Source organism: Agromyces sp. NPDC004153 (assembly GCF_053603635.1).
The window spans coordinates 210,052-225,062 of sequence record NZ_JBSGFY010000001.1; the positions used below are offsets into that span (position 1 = coordinate 210,052).

Sequence of the window (15,011 nt, forward strand, 5' to 3'; positions counted from 1 at the left end):
GCGGCGTGACGGACGACGACGGCCCGCCCGTTCCGTCCGTCACGTCCGGCGCGCGAGCGCCACGACGCCTGTGGCAGCATGATGCGACGGGCGCCGCCGGTGCGCCCCGAGAGGGCCGCACCATGAGCGAGCAGCACACGCACGACGCGCACGCCGCGGCATCCGCCCGCCCGCCCCTCGACCACCGGCTGCGCCGCATGGTCGGCCGCGACCCCGACGAGCCGCACCGCGCCGCCACCCCGCTCGAACTGCTCTTCGACCTCACGTTCGTGGTCGCGTTCAGCCAGGCGGGCGCGCAGACCGCGCACCTGCTCGAGCTCGGGCACTGGGGGCCGGCGATCGGCGGCTTCCTGTTCGCCGTGTTCGCGATCTGGTGGGCGTGGATCAACTACTCCTGGCTCGCGTCGGCGTACGACAACGACGACATCTTCTTCCGCGTGGCCACGATGGTGGAGATGCTCGGCGTGCTGATCCTCGCGCTGGGCCTGCCCACGATGTTCCACTCGCTCGACGAGGGCGCCCACGTCGACAACGGCGTCGTGGTGGCCGGCTACGTGGTGATGCGCGTCGCGACCATCGCGCTCTGGCTGCGCGCCGCGAAGCACGATCCCGCCCGCCGGCGCACCGCGCTGACCTACGTCGGGTTCGTCTCGGTCACGCAGCTGGGCTGGGTCGCCCTCATCTTCATCAACCTGCCGCTCGCACCGACCATGTGGCTCACGCTCGGCCTCATCGCGCTCGAGCTCATCGGGCCCTACGTCGCCGAGCACGGGCGCGAGGGCGGCACGCCGTGGCACGCGCACCACATCGCCGAACGCTACGGCCTGCTCGTCATCATCACGCTCGGCGAGATCATCCTCGGCACGATCCTCGCGATCTCCGCGGTGATCGACGAGCAGGGCTGGTCGCCCGAGGCGGTCATCGTCGCGTTCGGCGGCACGGCGCTCGCCTTCGGCCTCTGGTGGGTCTACTTCACGATGCCGTCGGGCAAGGTGCTGGCCAGGTACCGCCCGCGTGGATTCGTGTGGGGCTACCTCCACTACTTCATCTTCGTTGCGCTGGCCGGCACGGGCGCGGGCCTGCACGTCGCCGCGTACGAGATCGAGGGCGTCGCGCACATCGACCTCATGCAGGCGCTGCTGACCATCGTCGTCCCGGTCGGCCTGTTCATGGTCGCGCTCTTCACGATCTACTCCCTGCTGCTCAAGCAGTTCGACCCGTTCCACATCTGGCTGTTCGTCGGCAGCATCGTCATGCTCGTTCTCGCGGTGATCGCCGTCGCCGCCGGCGCGAGCTTCGGCGTGGGCATCCTCATCACCGCGGTGTCGCCGTTCGTCGTCGTGGTCGGCTACGAGACCGTCGGCCACCGGCACCAGGAGGCCGCGCTGCGCCGGGCGCTGGGCGACTGAGCGAGCGGATGCCGCGGCGTCCGGGACACGACGCGACGAAACGTCGCGGCTGCAGGGTGCCACCCGGCAGATGAGCCGTCTCGGCGCACGACGAAGGGGCGGATGCCGCGGCATCCGCCCCCTCGCATCGGTCGGCGCGCTAGGCGTTCGGCCGGTTGGCGCGCAGCACCTCGAGGCGCGCGCGGTACTCGGTCTCGTCGATGTCGCCCTTCGCGAAGCGCTCGGCGAGCGTCGACTCGGCGCTCGCGCCGCGCGCCCACGGCGGGCCGTAGTCGCCGTTCGCCCATGCGCGACGACGGCCGCGCGTGACGAGGAAGATGATCAGCCCGATGACGAGGATCCAGAAGATCGGGATGAGGAAGAAGGCCCAGCCCCAACCGGCCGCCCAGGGGCCGGCGTGGGCGACGACCGCGGTGGTCGCGAGCGTGGTGAGCATGGTGTGATTCCCTTGATCGCGCGGTCCCGGAGTGGACCGTCGACTCCATGCTCGCGACGGCGCTGCGTGCGCGAATCCGCCCGGCGGAGACACCTGCACTGCTCCCCCGGGAGCAGCGCGGCGCGCGATCGTCACGACGTGCCCGGCTCCTGCTGCCAGCCGGGCGCGACGAGCCCCGACTCGTAGGCGACGACGACGAGGTGCACCCGGTCTCGGGCGTGCAGCTTCGCCATGATGCGCGACACGTGCGTCTTGGCCGTCAGCGGCGAGAGGAACAGCCGCTCGGCGATCTCGTCGTTCGTGAGGCCCTGGCCCACGAGACGCAGCACCTCGCGCTCGCGCTCGGTGAGCGCGGCGAGGAGCTCGGCGTCGGGCGCGTCCCGCAGGCCCACGGCCATGCGCTCGAGCAGCCGCTTCGTGACGCCCGGCGAGAGCAGCGCCTCGCCGCTCGCGACGACGCGCACCGCCCGCACGAGGTCCTCGGGCTCGGTGTCCTTGACGAGGAAGCCGCTCGCGCCGGCGCGGATGGCACGTGCGACGTACTCGTCGAGCTCGAAGGTGGTGACGATGACGACGTGCACCCCCGCGAGCTCGGGATCGGCGGCGATCTGCTCGGTGGTCCACAAGCCATCGCCGCCGGGCATCCGGATGTCCATGAGGACGACGTCGACCGGTTCGCGGCGCACGAGGGCGAGCAGTTCCTCGCCGCCCGACGCCTCGCCGACGACCTCGATCCCGTCCTCGGCCTGCAGCAGGGCGCGGAAGCCCGCACGCACGAGCACCTGGTCGTCGGCCAGCGCGACGCGGATCACGGCGTCACCCCCCACGGCAGGCGGGCCGTCACGCGCGTGCCGCCACGCGGCGAGGGGCCGACCTCGACCGAGCCGCCGAGGAGCGTCGCGCGCTCCCGCATGCCGAGGATGCCGCTGCCCTCGGCCGCGCTCTCGAGGCCGCCATCGGCGATGCCCGAGCCGTCGTCGTCGACCGTGAGCATGAGCTCGTCGCCGAGGCGCTCCACGGCGACGACCGCCGAGGTGGCGCCCGCGTGCCGGACGACGTTCGTGAGCGCCTCCTGGGCGATGCGGTAGGCGGCGAACTGGGCCGCACGGCCCGGCACCGCCCCGTCGAGCCGGTCGACGAGCTCGGCGTCGAATCCGGGCGATCGCACGCCGGCGACGAGCCGGGGCAGCTCGGCCAGCTCCGCCTGCGGTGCGAGCGGTGCATCGCCCTCGTTGCGGATGACGCCGAGCACGCTGCGCACCTCCTCGAGCGCGGTCTTCGACGTCTCCTTGACGGCCGCGAGCGCGGTGCGGGCCTGCTCGGGGTCGCGGTCCATGAGGTGCAGGCCGACGCTCGCCTGCACGTTGATCTGCGACAGCGCGTGGCCGATCACGTCGTGCAGCTCGCGGGCGATGCGCACGCGCTCGCGCTCCTCGGCGGTCTGGCGGCGCCGTGCGGCCTCGGCGCGCCACTCCGCCGCGCGTTCGCGTCGCACGCGCAGGAACGCCCCGACGCCGAAGCACGCGGCGAGCAGCACGGTCGTGAGCGCGATGCGGAACGGATGCCAGTCGAGCCCGATGACGGCGCCGAGCGCGATCGCGGCGACCCAGGCCACGACGACCGACACGACCGCCCACGTGATGGCGCCGCGCGCCACGGCGAGCACGATCGCGAAGGCGAGCGCGACGTACGGCGGCCCGATGTCGGGACCCGCGAGCAGGTCGGCGAGCGCGGCGGCCGAGACGAACGCCACCGTCGGCCCGGGGTATCGCCGCGAGGCGAGCAGCGCCAGCGGGCCGATCACCGCGAGCGCCAGCATGCCGAGCCCCGCGGGCACGCCGACGCGGAACCACACCGCGATGCCGATCGCCGCGGGCACCTGCACGAGGAGGCTGATGATCACGGGCGCGAGCAGCACGGCGCCCGGCGGGGGGCGGAAGCGCTCGGGTCGTCCGTCCCAGGGGGGCCGTCCGTCCCACTGGGTGACCGGCATTCCCCGATCGTATCGCCGCGCCCTGCGCGCCGGATCGGCTGCCCGGAGGCTCATCGGGTACTCCCGAGGGAGTAGGCGCGGCATCCGCTCAGAGGAGTGTGACCGGTTTCACGATGTCGGCGTAGACGAGCAGCGCGCTCATGGCGCCCAGCACGATCACCACGCCGAACGTGAGCGGCATGAGCTTGGCGAGGTCGACGGGACCGGGATCGGGCCGGCGGAAGACCTTCGCGAACCCGCGCCGGATCGCCTCCCAGAGGGCGCCTGCGATGTGGCCGCCGTCGAGCGGGAGCAGCGGGATGAGGTTGAAGACGAACAGCGCGATGTTCAGCGACGCGAGGATGCCGATGAGGCCCGCGGCCTTCGAGGCGAGCGGGATCTCGTCGAGGCTCGCGATCTCGCCCGACAGGCGGCCGACGCCGACGACCGAGATGGGCCCGTTGGGGTCGCGCTCCTCGGTGCCGAACGCGGCGTTCCACACGTCGACCATGCGCTGCGGCAGGTTGACGATGATCCCCGCGACGCCCGTGATCTGCTCGCCGACGGCAGGCAGCACGGCCGTGACGGGCTGCTGCACGGTCTCGCTGGCTGGGCTGATGCCGACGAAGCCCGCCTGCACGGTGACCGGGTCGCCCGAGGCATCCGTGACGACCTGCCCGTTCTCATCGGTCGCATACCGCTCGCTGAGCATCGGCGTGACCTCGAGGGCGACCTGCTCGCCGTCGCGCACCACGACGAGCTCGATCGCCTCGTCGGGGTGGTCGCGGATGATCGTGGTCGACTCGTTCCACGAGGTGACCGGCTGCCCGTCGACGGACACGATGCGGTCGCCCGGCTCGATCCCCGCGGCCGCGCCGGGTGCGGCCGGGTCGCCGGGCTCGCACGTCTGCCGCTCGCTCGTCGCGGGCAGCGCGCACGCCGACACCGAGCCGACCGTGGTGGAGGGCTGGGTCACGCCGAAGCCCATGAGGAGCACGGCGAACAGAGCGACCGCGAGCACGAGGTTCATGAACGGGCCGCCGAACATGACGACGATGCGCTTCCACACGGGGAGCTTGTAGAACGCGCGCTCCTCGTCGCCGGGCGTGATCGACTCCATGCTGGAGTCGCGCGCATCCTGCACGAGGCTGCGGAAGAAGCCCGTGGAGTCCTCGTGCACCTGCTGGCCCTTCGCGGGCGGGAACATGCCGATCATCGCGATGTAGCCGCCGAGCGGGATGGCCTTCACGCCGTACTCGGTCTCGCCCCTGCGTCGCGACCAGATGGTCGGCCCGAAGCCGATCATGTACTGCGTCACCTTGACGCCGAAGAGCTTGGCGGGCACGAGGTGCCCGATCTCGTGCAGGCCGATCGACACGGCGAGGCCGATCACGATGATGACGACGCCGATCACGAAGGCGAGCACGGAATCCACCCGACGAGCGTACTGCGGGCGCCTTCACGTCCGCTGGCGGTCGGCTGTGAGGAGCCGATCAGCGGCCCGAGCGCGCGATGCGGTCGCCCGCCGCCCGCCGTGCCGCTCGCTCCGCCTCGGCGAGCGACGCGACCGTGAGCTCGCCCGCGCTCGCCTCATGGGCCTCGACGACGGCGCGCACGGTGTCGACGATCTCGAGGAAGCCGATGCGTCCCGCGTGGAAGGCCGCCACGGCCTCCTCGTTCGCGGCGTTGAACACGGCCGGGTACTCGCCGCCCGCGCGGCCCACCTGCTTCGCGAGCGCGACCGCCGGGAACGCGCCGGCGTCGAGCGGCTCGAACGTCCAGCTCGTCGCCTGCGTCCAGTCGAGCGGACGGCCCGCGGCGGCGACCCGGTTCGGCCAGTCCAGCCCGAGCGAGATCGGCAGGCGCATGTCGGGCGGCGACGCCTGGGCGATCGTCGAGCCGTCGACGAACTCGACCATGGAGTGCACGATCGACTGCGGGTGCACGACGACGTCGATGCGGTCGTATGCCACGTCGAAGAGCAGGTGCGCCTCGATGACCTCGAGGCCCTTGTTCACGAGCGTCGCCGAGTTCGTCGTGACGACGAGCCCCATGTCCCACGTCGGGTGCGCGAGCGCCTCCGCCGGCGTCACGTCGACGAGCTCCTCGCGGGTGCGGCCCCGGAACGGCCCGCCCGACGCGGTCAGCACGAGCCGGCGCACCTCGTCGTCGGTGCCCGACCGGAGCGCCTGCGCGATGGCGGAGTGCTCGGAGTCGACCGGCACGATCTGCCCGGGGGCGGCGAGGCGGGTGACGAGGTCGCCGCCGACGATGAGCGACTCCTTGTTCGCGAGGGCGAGCGTCGCACCCCGCTCGAGCGCCGCGAGGGTCGGCCCGAGGCCGACGGAGCCCGTGATGCCGTTGAGCACGACGTCGGCGTCGACGTCGCGCACGAGCTGCACGGCCTCGTCGATGCCCACGGCGGTCTGCTCGACCCCGAACTCGGCGGCCTGCTGCTCGAGCAGCGCGCGGTTCGAGCCGACCGCGAGGCCGACGACCTCGAACCGCCGCGGGTTGGCGCGGATGACGTCGAGCGCCTGGGTGCCGATCGAACCGGATGAGCCGAGGATGATGACGCTGCGCACGCTCCCACCCTACGGCGGCGCCCCGTCGCCGCGCGTCTGCCGAGGCGACGCGCGCACTCCGGGCTCAGCGGATGACGGCGACGGATGCCGCGCGGTTGCCCGGCACCGGCACGTCGTGGAAGCGCACCTGCCGCCAGACCGACCCGAACTCGGGCACGCTCCGCAGGATGCGCCCGGTCCCGCCGTCGTCGCCAGGGATCGACAGCTCGAGCCGCGACGGCTCGATGAAGTCGGTGTGCCCGACCGCGCGCAGGAGCGCCGTCTTGCGCGCCCAGAGTGTCGCCCGCACGAGGGCGCGCCGGGCGGGATCGAGGTCGGCGAGCGCGGCACGCTCGCTCGCGTGGAAGGCCGCCTCGTCGATCACGTCCCCCGTGTCGAGCGTCGCCGTCTCCATGCCGACTCCGAGCGGATGCCGCGTCGCCACGGCCGCGACGGTCGCGTCGCCCGACACCGCGATGTCGGCGAACCACGACGCGCCCGAGGCGGTGAGCGGGTACGGGATGCCGACGCGTCCGTGCCGCGCGCCGCAGACGCCGCACGCGTGCACGAGCTCGACGTCGTCGGCCGGCACACCCGAGACCTCGGCGATCAGGCCGCGGAGCACCGCGTCGGCCGCCGGCTGGCGGCGGGCGCCGCCGAGCACGAGCACGCGCGCGCCCGCCTCCTCGAGCTCGATGAGCTCGCCGTCGCCCGAGATGTCCATGCCCACCATCCTCGCGCATGACGGGCGGATCGCGGGCCTCATCGGCCGCTCCTCCGGCGCCGGCGCCCACGGTCGACCGCGTCGTCCATATTCCCGACCCGGCATGCCGACCGGCCTATCGTCGGAAGGTGACCGAGATCGAGGCCGCCGCCGTCCCTCACTCCCCCGTGCGCCAGGGTCCGCTCTACCGGATCGTCCGCGGCATCCTCCGCCCGCTGGTGCGCCTCGTCTACCGGCCCACGATCACCGGCGCCGAGCACGTGCCGAAGCACGGCCCCGTCATCCTCGCGAGCAACCACCTGTCGTTCGTCGACAGCATCGTGATCCCGCTCGCGTCGCCGCGCCCGGTGCAGTTCCTCGCCAAGTCGCACTACTTCACCGGAACCGGCTTCTCGGGCTGGGTCTCGCGCACGTTCTTCTCGGCCATCGGCGCGGTCCCGGTCGAACGCGGCGCGGGCGCGCAGGCGCAGGAGGCGCTCGAGCAGGGCCGGCGCATCCTCGAGTCGGGCGCCGCGTTCGCGCTCTACCCCGAGGGCACGCGCTCGCTCGACGGACGCCTCTACCGCGGCCGCACGGGCGTCGCGTGGCTCGCCCTCGAGACGGGCGCCACGGTCGTGCCCGTCGGCCTCAGCGGAACGCAGGAGATCCAGCCGGTCGGCGCCAAGCTCCCGCGGATCCGGCCCGTCACCGTGCGCTTCGGCGCTCCCCTCGACCTCAGCGGGCACGGTCCGGCGTCGTCGGGGCGCGCCCGGCGTGCCGCGACCGACGACATCATGGCGGCGATCCACGAGCTCACCGGGCAGGAGCTCGCCGGCCGCTACAACGAGGTCCCGCCGTCGGGCGCCCTCGCGAAGCTCGCCGATCGCGTCGTGCCGCGCGAGCGCGTCTGACGCGATTCCCAGCGGAGACCGGGCGCAGCCCGGTATCGTCGGCACGATGAGCCTCGCCGACGTCGCAGCCCGCCTCGCCGCGGCCGCCCTCGTCGTCGTCGCCTTCGCAGCCTGCACGGGCCCCGCCGACGGCGGCGCGCCCACGGCCGAGCTGTCCACCCGGGCGACCCTGCCCGAGCCGCCGGCGACCGAGTTCGACCCCGGCTTCATCGTCAGCGACGACTCGTTCTACGACAGCGACGCCATGACCGAGGACGAGATCCAGGCCTTCCTCGAGAAGGTCCCGTGCCGTCCCGACGCGGGCGTCAGGTGCCTCGCCGACTACACCCAGTCGACGACGACCCAGCCGGCGGTCGGCGGCTCGCACTGCGCAGAGTACCGCGGCGGCATCCGCGAGCGCGCGAGCCGCATCATCGCGAAGGCCGCGGAGGCCTGCGGCATCAGCCCGCGCACCCTGCTCGTGCTGCTGCAGAAGGAGCAGTCGCTGCTCACGCGCCCGAGCGCCTACGGCTACGAGCGCTCGACGGGCTACGGATGCCCCGACACGGCCGACTGCGCGCAGCAGTACTTCGGCTTCTTCAACCAGGTGTACAACGCGGCCTGGCAGTTCCGTCAGTACACCGAGGAGCCCGACCGGCAGTACCGGGTCGGCACGGTGAACGTCGGCTACCACCCCGACGCCGCGTGCGGCGCGTCGCCGGTCGACATCCGCAACCAGGCCACCGCGAACCTCTACAACTACACGCCGTACCAGCCGAGCGACGCGACGCTCGCAGACCCCGACCGGGGCGACGCGTGCTCGGCGTTCGGCAACCTCAACTTCTGGCGCATCTGGCACCGCTGGTTCGGGGATCCCGAGTCCGAGCGGCTCCCCGCGTTCTTCCCGCCGTGCTCGCGCCTCGTCGGCGGCCACCCGTGCCCGCCGGCGGAGCCGCAGCTGCCGTCGCCGCCGCTGAGCTGAGGGCGGCGCTGGCGGTTCAGCTCGCGACGACCACCGTGGGCTCGTGGCGCACGGGGAAGGCGACGGATGCCGCGATGAAGCACTTCTCGCTCGCCTCCTCGTGGATGCGCTGCGCGGTCGCGACCATGGACTGGTCGGCGACCACGACCCGGGGTCGCAGCACGACCTCGCTGAAGGCGCCGCCGCCGCGCCCGTCCTCGAGCATGGTGCCCGTCGCGGCATCCGTGTAGCCGCGCACCACCACGCCGTGGCGGGTCGCGACGTGCAGGTACGACAGCATGTGGCACTGGCTCAGCGCGGCGATCAGCAGCTCCTCGGGATTCCAGCGCTCACGATCGCCGTGGAAGACGCGATCGCTCGAGCCTGCGAGGTCGTGCAGCTTGCCCTCCGCGCGCACCACGTGCTGCCGCCCGTACGCGCGGTAGTTCGACGTGCCCTCGCCGCGATCGCCCTGCCACTCGACCTTGACCGCGTAGTGGTGCTCGCCGAACATCCGCGCCTCCCGTCGTCTGCGAGCCCGTCGGGAGCGGGTCGCGCCTCCGATTCTGCACCCTCGGGGCCTCAGGGGGCCACGCGCGACGGCGATAGGGTGGGAGGCACCATGACTGACACCAACATCCCCGCAGAGACCGCGACCGCGCCGGTGTACTCCGTGCCGCAGGAGCGTCAGGTCGTGACCGCCATCCCCGGCCCGAAGTCCGAGGAGCTGCACGCCCGACGCACGAAGGTCGTCTCGGCCGGCGTCTCGTCGGCACTGCCGGTGTACATCGAGCGCGCCAACGGCGCCATCCTCGTCGACGTCGACGGCAACCGGTTCATCGACTTCGGGGCCGGCATCGGCGTCACCACCGTCGGCCACACCGAGGAGCGCGTCGTCGCCGCGGCCGCGAGCCAGTTGCAGGACGTCATCCACACGCTCTTCACCATCACGCCCTACGAGGAGTACGTGCGCGTCGCCGAGCTCCTCGCGAAGCACACGCCGGGCGGCTGGGAGAAGCGCAGCGTGCTCGTGAACTCGGGCGCCGAGGCGGTGGAGAACGGCGTGAAGATCGCCCGCAAGTTCACGGGCCGCCGCGCCGTCGCGGTGCTCGACCACGCCTACCACGGGCGCACCAACCTCACGATGGCCATGAACTACAAGGCGAGCCCGTACGCCACCGGCTTCGGCCCCTTCGCGGGCGACGTGTACCACGCGCCCAGCTCCTACCCCTACCGCGACGGGCTCTCGGGCCAGGATGCCGCGGCGCGCACGATCGCGTACCTCGAGAAGGTCGTCGGCGCCAGCGACCTCGCCTGCCTCGTGGTCGAGCCCATCCAGGGCGAGGGCGGCTTCATGGTGCCCGCCCAGGGCTACCTGCCGATCCTGCAGCAGTGGTGCACGGAGCACGGCGTCGTCATGATCGCCGACGAGATCCAGAGCGGTATGGCGCGCACCGGCCGCTACTACGCGAGCGAGCACTTCGAGTGGAAGCCCGACCTCGTGCTCTCGGCGAAGGGCATCGCGGGCGGACTCCCGCTCGCCGCGGTGACCGGCCGTGCCGAGATCATGGATGCGTCCCAGCCCGGCGGCCTCGGCGGCACGTTCGGCGGCAACCCCGTCGCGTGCGCCGCGGCCATCGCGGTGTTCGAGTCGATCGAGGAGAACCACCTGCTCGCCGAGGCCGAGCGCATCGAGCAGACGCTGCGCACCGGCCTCGAGCGCCTCAAGCAGCGCTACGACATCATCGGCGACATCCGCGGCCGCGGCGCCATGATCGCGATCGAGCTCGTGCAGCCCGGCACGGGCGACACGACCAAGGTGCCGAACGCCGAGGCCGTCTCGCGGCTCGTCGCGTTCGCGGCGCAGCACGGCGTGCTGTTCCTCAGCGCGGGCACCTGGGGCAACGTGCTCCGATTCCTGCCGAGCCTCGCGGTCACCGACGCCCTGCTCGAAGACGGACTCCGCGTGCTCGACGACGGCTTCGCGTCGCTCGGGTGACCCGGTGACCGGCACCTTCTCCGTCGACGACGCCCTCGAACTCGCCGTGGTCGAGCGAAGCGGTTTCATCGAGTCCCGTCACGCCGGCTCGGCCGTCGTGCTCTCCCCCGAGGGCGAGGTGCTGCGCGACCTCGGCGACACGCGCACGCCGACCTTCCCCCGGTCCAGCCTGAAGCCGTTCCAGGCGGTCGCCGTCATGACGTCGGGCGTCACGCTGCGCGGCGAGGACGCGGCGATCGCGACGGCGAGCCACTCCGGCACGGCCGCGCACGTCGCGCTCGTGCGCGGGCTCCTCGCCCGCGCGTCCCTGCCCGTGTCGGCGCTCGGCTGCCCGCCGGCGACGCCGACCGACCACGCGGCGCGCGACGAGCTCATCCGCAGCGGCGGTCCCCGCGAGCGGGTCTACATGAACTGCTCGGGAAAGCACGCCGCCATGCTGCTCGCCTGCGCCGCGAACGAGTGGCCGCTCGACGGCTACCTCGATCCCGAGCACCCGCTGCAGAAGCGGATCCTCGACGTGCTCGAGCGGTTCACCGGCGAACGACCGGCGGCCACGGGCGTCGACGGCTGCGGCGCGCCGGTGCACGCGATCAGCCTGCGCGCGCTCGCGCGCGGCATCCAGAAGATCACGACGGCCTCGCCGTCGTCGCCGTTCGCGCTCTACCGCGAGGCGGCGGCGCTCACCGAAGCGTCGCGCGAGCACGCGTGGGCCGTGGGCGGACCTGGCCAGCCCGACACCGTCGCGATGGAGCGCCTCGGCGTGTTCGCGAAGATCGGGGCCGAGGGCGTCATGGTCATGACCGCGCCCGACGGCACGACGACCGCCCTAAAGGTGCTCGACGGCTCGTCGCGCGCATCGACGATCATCGCGCTCCGGCTGCTCGCCGCCGCGGGGGCCATCGACGACGATGCGGTCGACGCCGTGCAGACCGAGCTCGACCTGTGGGTGATGGGCGGCGAGCGACGGGTCGGACGCATCCGCGCGACCGTCTGACGCGACGGCGGTCGGCCGAGACGAGCGGATGCCGCGGCGGGATCGCTCCGCCGCGGCATCCGTCGTCTCAGAGCTTCGCCAGGCGCCGGACCCTCGCCGCCCGGGACACCTGCGCCGCGATCACGATCACGAGCGCGATGATGAACACCGCCGACGCGATGACGTTCGCCTCGGCGGGGATGCCGCGCGACGCCGAGATGTAGATGTACTTCGGGAACGTCGACACCGAGCCGGAGTTGAAGTTCGTGATGATGAAGTCGTCGAAGCTCAGCGCGAACGACAGCAGTGCGGCCGCGAGGATGCCGGGCAGCAGCAGCGGGAACGTCACCCGCCAGAACACCTGGGACGGCGATCCGTAGAGATCGCGGCCCGCCTCCTCGAGTGCCGGGTCGAGGCTCGCGACGCGCGCCTTGACCGTCACCACGACGAAGCTGATGCAGAACATCGTGTGCGCGAGGATGATCGTCAGCATGTCCTTCGGCACGCCCACCGCGAGGAACTGCGCGGCGAGGCCCGCACCGAGCACGACCTCGGGGGTCGCCATCGGCAGGAACAGCAGCAGGCTGATCGACGAGCGCGCGCGGAACCGGTAGCGCACGAGCGCGATGGCGATCATCGTGCCGAGCGTGGTCGCGATCACCGTCGCCACGAGGCCGATCACGATGCTGTTGCCGAACGCCTGGCAGACCGCGCCGCCCTCGACGTTGCAGACGTTCAGCCACTTGTCGAGCGTGAACCCGCGCCAGGCGATGTTCGACTTGATCGAGTCGTTGAACGAGAAGACGAACGTGTAGACGATCGGGATCAGCAGGAACACGAACGCGATGATCGTGTACGCCGGGAGGAGCCAGTCGCCGAGCCCCAGCCGACGTGGCCGTGCGGGGCCGGCCGGACGACGGTTGTCGAGCTCCTCGTTCTCCTGGAAGCCGCCGAGCACGGCGGCGGCCTGGACTTCGCCGCTCACAGCAGGTCCTCCGTTCCCGAGCGCCTCACGTAGATGCCGACGAGCACGAGGATCGCGGCCATGAGGATGATCGACAGCGCGGCGGCCGCCGGGTAGTTGAGCAGCACGAGGAAGTTCGCCTCGATCACGTTGCCCATCATCTGGGTGTCGGGCCCGCCGAGGAAGTCGCGGCTCGCGTTCACGTAGTCGCCCGCGGCGGGGATGAAGGTGAGGAGCGTGCCGGCCACGATGCCCGGCATCGACAGCGGGATCGTGATCTTGCGGAACACCGTGAACGGGTTCGCGTACAGGTCGGATCCGGCCTCGAGGTAGCGGAGGTCGAGCCGCTCGAGGGTCGTGTAGAGCGGGAGCGTCATGAACGGGATGAAGTTGTAGGTGAGGCCGAAGATCACCGCGAACGGCGTGCCCGTGAAGTGCGCGTCCGGTGCGAGCAGCGACAGCGCCTTCAACGACGTGATGATGAACGACTCGTCGGACAGCAGCTGCTTCCACGCGAGCGTGCGGAGCAGGAAGCTGATGAAGAACGGGGCGATCACGAGCACGAGCATCAGGCTCTGCAGCAGCGGCCACCGCCGCGCCTTCACGCCGATGAAGTACGCGAGCGGGTAGCTGAACAGCAGCGCCAGCACGGTCGCCGCGAGCGCGTAGCCGAACGAGCGGAGGATGTGCGGCCAGTACAGCTGCACCACGTCGACGTAGTTCTGCCAGTTGAACGCGTAGTCGTACTGGCCGATGTCGCCGAGCTCGCTCGGCACCTGCAGCGACGTGAGGGTGAGCGAGATGAGCGGGGTGAGGAAGAACAGGACGAGGTAGAGGATGCCGGGCAGGAGCAGGAAGAGCGCGATGCGGCTCTTGCGCTTGGGTGCCTGTGGCTGTGCCTCCGCCGTCGCGAACGCTGCGAAGGCCATCGTCAGTGCTCCTCGAGCTCCGAGACGAGCGCCTCGCGTCGCTGCACGGCGATGGAGGTGGTCGAATCGTCGGCGGGGAAGCGCCCGGTCTCGGCGGGCTCGTCGGCGAGTCCGAAGCCGTGCGTCACGTCCCAGCTCAACCACACCTCGGTGCCGAGCCCGGCGACCGGTGCGAAGCCGATGTTCTGCGCGAACACGAGCAGCGTGCCGAGCGCGCCGAGGTCGACGAGGTACTGGGTGCTCACGCCCGAGAACGACACGTCGATGACGCGGCCCGACCCGAGGATGTTGCGCCCTGCGGTCTCGGTCGGCGCCTCGGTATGGAGCGCGACCTTCTCGGGCCGCACGCCGACCGTGACCTCGCCCTGGTGCTTCTGCGCACGCGCGGCCGGGACGACGATGCGCGTGCCGGCGGCCTCGACCGTGATGGCGTCGGCGGTGGTGCCGACGACCTCGCCGGTGAAGAGGTTGGACTGGCCGAGGAAGTTCGCGACGAACGCGGTGCGGGGCAGGTCGTACAGCTCCTCGGGCGCGCCCATCTGCTCGATGGCGCCCTTGTTCATGACCGCCACGGTGTCGGCCATGGTCATGGCCTCCTCCTGGTCGTGCGTCACGTGCAGGAAGGTGAGGCCGACCTCCTCCTGGATCGTCTTCAGCTCGAGCTGCATCTGGCGGCGGAGCTTCAGGTCGAGCGCGCCGAGCGGCTCGTCGAGGAGGAGGAGCGCCGGGCGGTTCACGATCGCGCGGGCGAGGGCGACGCGCTGCTGCTGGCCGCCCGAGAGCTGCTGCGGCCGACGCTGCGCGAGGTGGTCGAGCTCGACGAGCTTCAGGGCCTCATGCGCCTTGCCCATCGGGTCGGACATGCGACGTCGCTTCAGCCCGAACGCGACGTTCTCGATGATCGTCATGTGCGGGAACAGCGCGTAGCTCTGGAACACCGTGTTGACCGGACGCTCGTGCGACTTCGTGTCGGTGACGTCCTTGCCGCCGATGAGGATGCGGCCGCGCGTGGGCTCCTCGAGGCCCGCGACGAGCCGGAGGGTGGTCGTCTTGCCGCAGCCCGATGGGCCGAGGAGGGCGAAGAACGAGCCGGCCGGGATCAGGAGGTCGAGCTCCTCGATCGCCGTGAACCCCGGGAACCGCTTCTGGATGCCGACGAGCTCGAGGTCGGCACCCCGCTCGGCGAATTCGCGTACTGCCATGTCGTCTTT

The 15,011-nt window shown here is 71.9% G+C and carries 15 protein-coding genes; 5 read left to right on the forward strand and 10 right to left on the reverse strand.

Features of this window, described 5'->3' with window-relative positions:
* Positions 1-122 precede the first annotated feature (122 nt).
* Positions 123-1,409 carry a low temperature requirement protein A gene (locus tag ACWEOH_RS01000; RefSeq protein ID WP_452027449.1) on the forward strand — a complete coding sequence of 429 codons (1,287 nt, stop codon included), beginning with the start codon at positions 123-125 and terminating at the stop codon, positions 1,407-1,409.
* Between the two features lie 139 nt (positions 1,410-1,548).
* Here ACWEOH_RS01000 and ACWEOH_RS01005 read toward each other — a convergent pair whose 3' ends face one another.
* From ACWEOH_RS01005 to ACWEOH_RS01030, 6 genes are all read right to left on the reverse strand, one after another.
* The gene (locus ACWEOH_RS01005; protein WP_452027451.1) at positions 1,549-1,845 is read right to left on the reverse strand and encodes an SHOCT domain-containing protein; all 297 of its coding nucleotides are present in this window, start codon (positions 1,843-1,845) and stop codon (positions 1,549-1,551) included.
* A 131-nt stretch (positions 1,846-1,976) separates the two neighbouring features.
* Positions 1,977-2,657 (reverse strand): response regulator, encoded by a 681-nt coding sequence (locus ACWEOH_RS01010; RefSeq protein ID WP_452027453.1) that lies wholly within the window; start codon positions 2,655-2,657, stop codon positions 1,977-1,979.
* Complete coding sequence (locus tag ACWEOH_RS01015; protein ID WP_452027455.1) at positions 2,654-3,838, reverse strand: sensor histidine kinase; 1,185 nt, start codon at positions 3,836-3,838, stop codon at positions 2,654-2,656. The genes ACWEOH_RS01010 and ACWEOH_RS01015 overlap by 4 nt, the downstream gene beginning before the upstream one ends.
* Positions 3,839-3,926: 88 nt before the next feature.
* Positions 3,927-5,252: a M50 family metallopeptidase gene (locus tag ACWEOH_RS01020; protein WP_452027457.1), complete on the reverse strand. Its 1,326-nt coding sequence runs from the start codon at positions 5,250-5,252 to the stop codon at positions 3,927-3,929.
* A 58-nt stretch (positions 5,253-5,310) separates the two neighbouring features.
* Positions 5,311-6,402, reverse strand: coding sequence for a 1-deoxy-D-xylulose-5-phosphate reductoisomerase (gene dxr / locus ACWEOH_RS01025; RefSeq protein ID WP_452027459.1), 1,092 nt, complete (start codon positions 6,400-6,402; stop codon positions 5,311-5,313).
* Positions 6,403-6,466: 64 nt separating this feature from the next.
* Complete coding sequence (locus tag ACWEOH_RS01030; protein ID WP_452027461.1) at positions 6,467-7,105, reverse strand: 4'-phosphopantetheinyl transferase family protein; 639 nt, start codon at positions 7,103-7,105, stop codon at positions 6,467-6,469.
* 137 nt (positions 7,106-7,242) lie between these two features.
* Between ACWEOH_RS01030 and ACWEOH_RS01035 the strand changes: the two genes are divergently transcribed.
* Both ACWEOH_RS01035 and ACWEOH_RS01040 read left to right on the forward strand, forming a co-directional pair.
* A complete protein-coding gene (locus ACWEOH_RS01035; protein WP_452031807.1) occupies positions 7,243-7,995 on the forward strand; it encodes a lysophospholipid acyltransferase family protein in 753 nt (250 codons plus the stop codon).
* 46 nt (positions 7,996-8,041) lie between these two features.
* On the forward strand, positions 8,042-8,956 hold the full coding sequence (locus ACWEOH_RS01040) for a hypothetical protein (protein ID WP_452027463.1): 915 nt from the start codon (positions 8,042-8,044) through the stop codon (positions 8,954-8,956).
* A gap of 16 nt (positions 8,957-8,972) precedes the next feature.
* Here ACWEOH_RS01040 and ACWEOH_RS01045 read toward each other — a convergent pair whose 3' ends face one another.
* Positions 8,973-9,449: an OsmC family protein gene (locus ACWEOH_RS01045; RefSeq protein WP_452027465.1), complete on the reverse strand. Its 477-nt coding sequence runs from the start codon at positions 9,447-9,449 to the stop codon at positions 8,973-8,975.
* 108 nt (positions 9,450-9,557) lie between these two features.
* Here ACWEOH_RS01045 and gabT point away from each other — a divergent pair, with 108 nt between their 5' ends.
* Positions 9,558-10,934, forward strand: coding sequence for a 4-aminobutyrate--2-oxoglutarate transaminase (gabT, locus tag ACWEOH_RS01050; RefSeq protein WP_452027467.1), 1,377 nt, complete (start codon positions 9,558-9,560; stop codon positions 10,932-10,934).
* Positions 10,935-10,938: 4 nt separating this feature from the next.
* Entirely contained in the window at positions 10,939-11,928 is a 990-nt protein-coding gene (locus ACWEOH_RS01055) for an asparaginase (protein WP_452027469.1), read from the forward strand.
* Positions 11,929-11,995: 67 nt separating this feature from the next.
* On the opposite strand, the gene ACWEOH_RS01060 is transcribed toward ACWEOH_RS01055, so the two are convergent.
* The 3 genes from ACWEOH_RS01060 to ACWEOH_RS01070 all read right to left on the reverse strand — a co-directional run bounded on the left by ACWEOH_RS01060 (position 11,996) and on the right by ACWEOH_RS01070 (position 15,002).
* Positions 11,996-12,793 carry an ABC transporter permease gene (locus ACWEOH_RS01060; protein WP_452031809.1) on the reverse strand — a complete coding sequence of 266 codons (798 nt, stop codon included), beginning with the start codon at positions 12,791-12,793 and terminating at the stop codon, positions 11,996-11,998.
* A 95-nt stretch (positions 12,794-12,888) separates the two neighbouring features.
* Positions 12,889-13,800 (reverse strand): ABC transporter permease, encoded by a 912-nt coding sequence (locus ACWEOH_RS01065; RefSeq protein WP_452027471.1) that lies wholly within the window; start codon positions 13,798-13,800, stop codon positions 12,889-12,891.
* A gap of 2 nt (positions 13,801-13,802) precedes the next feature.
* A complete protein-coding gene (locus ACWEOH_RS01070) occupies positions 13,803-15,002 on the reverse strand; it encodes an ABC transporter ATP-binding protein (protein ID WP_452027473.1) in 1,200 nt (399 codons plus the stop codon).
* Between the last annotated feature and the right edge of the window lie 9 nt (positions 15,003-15,011).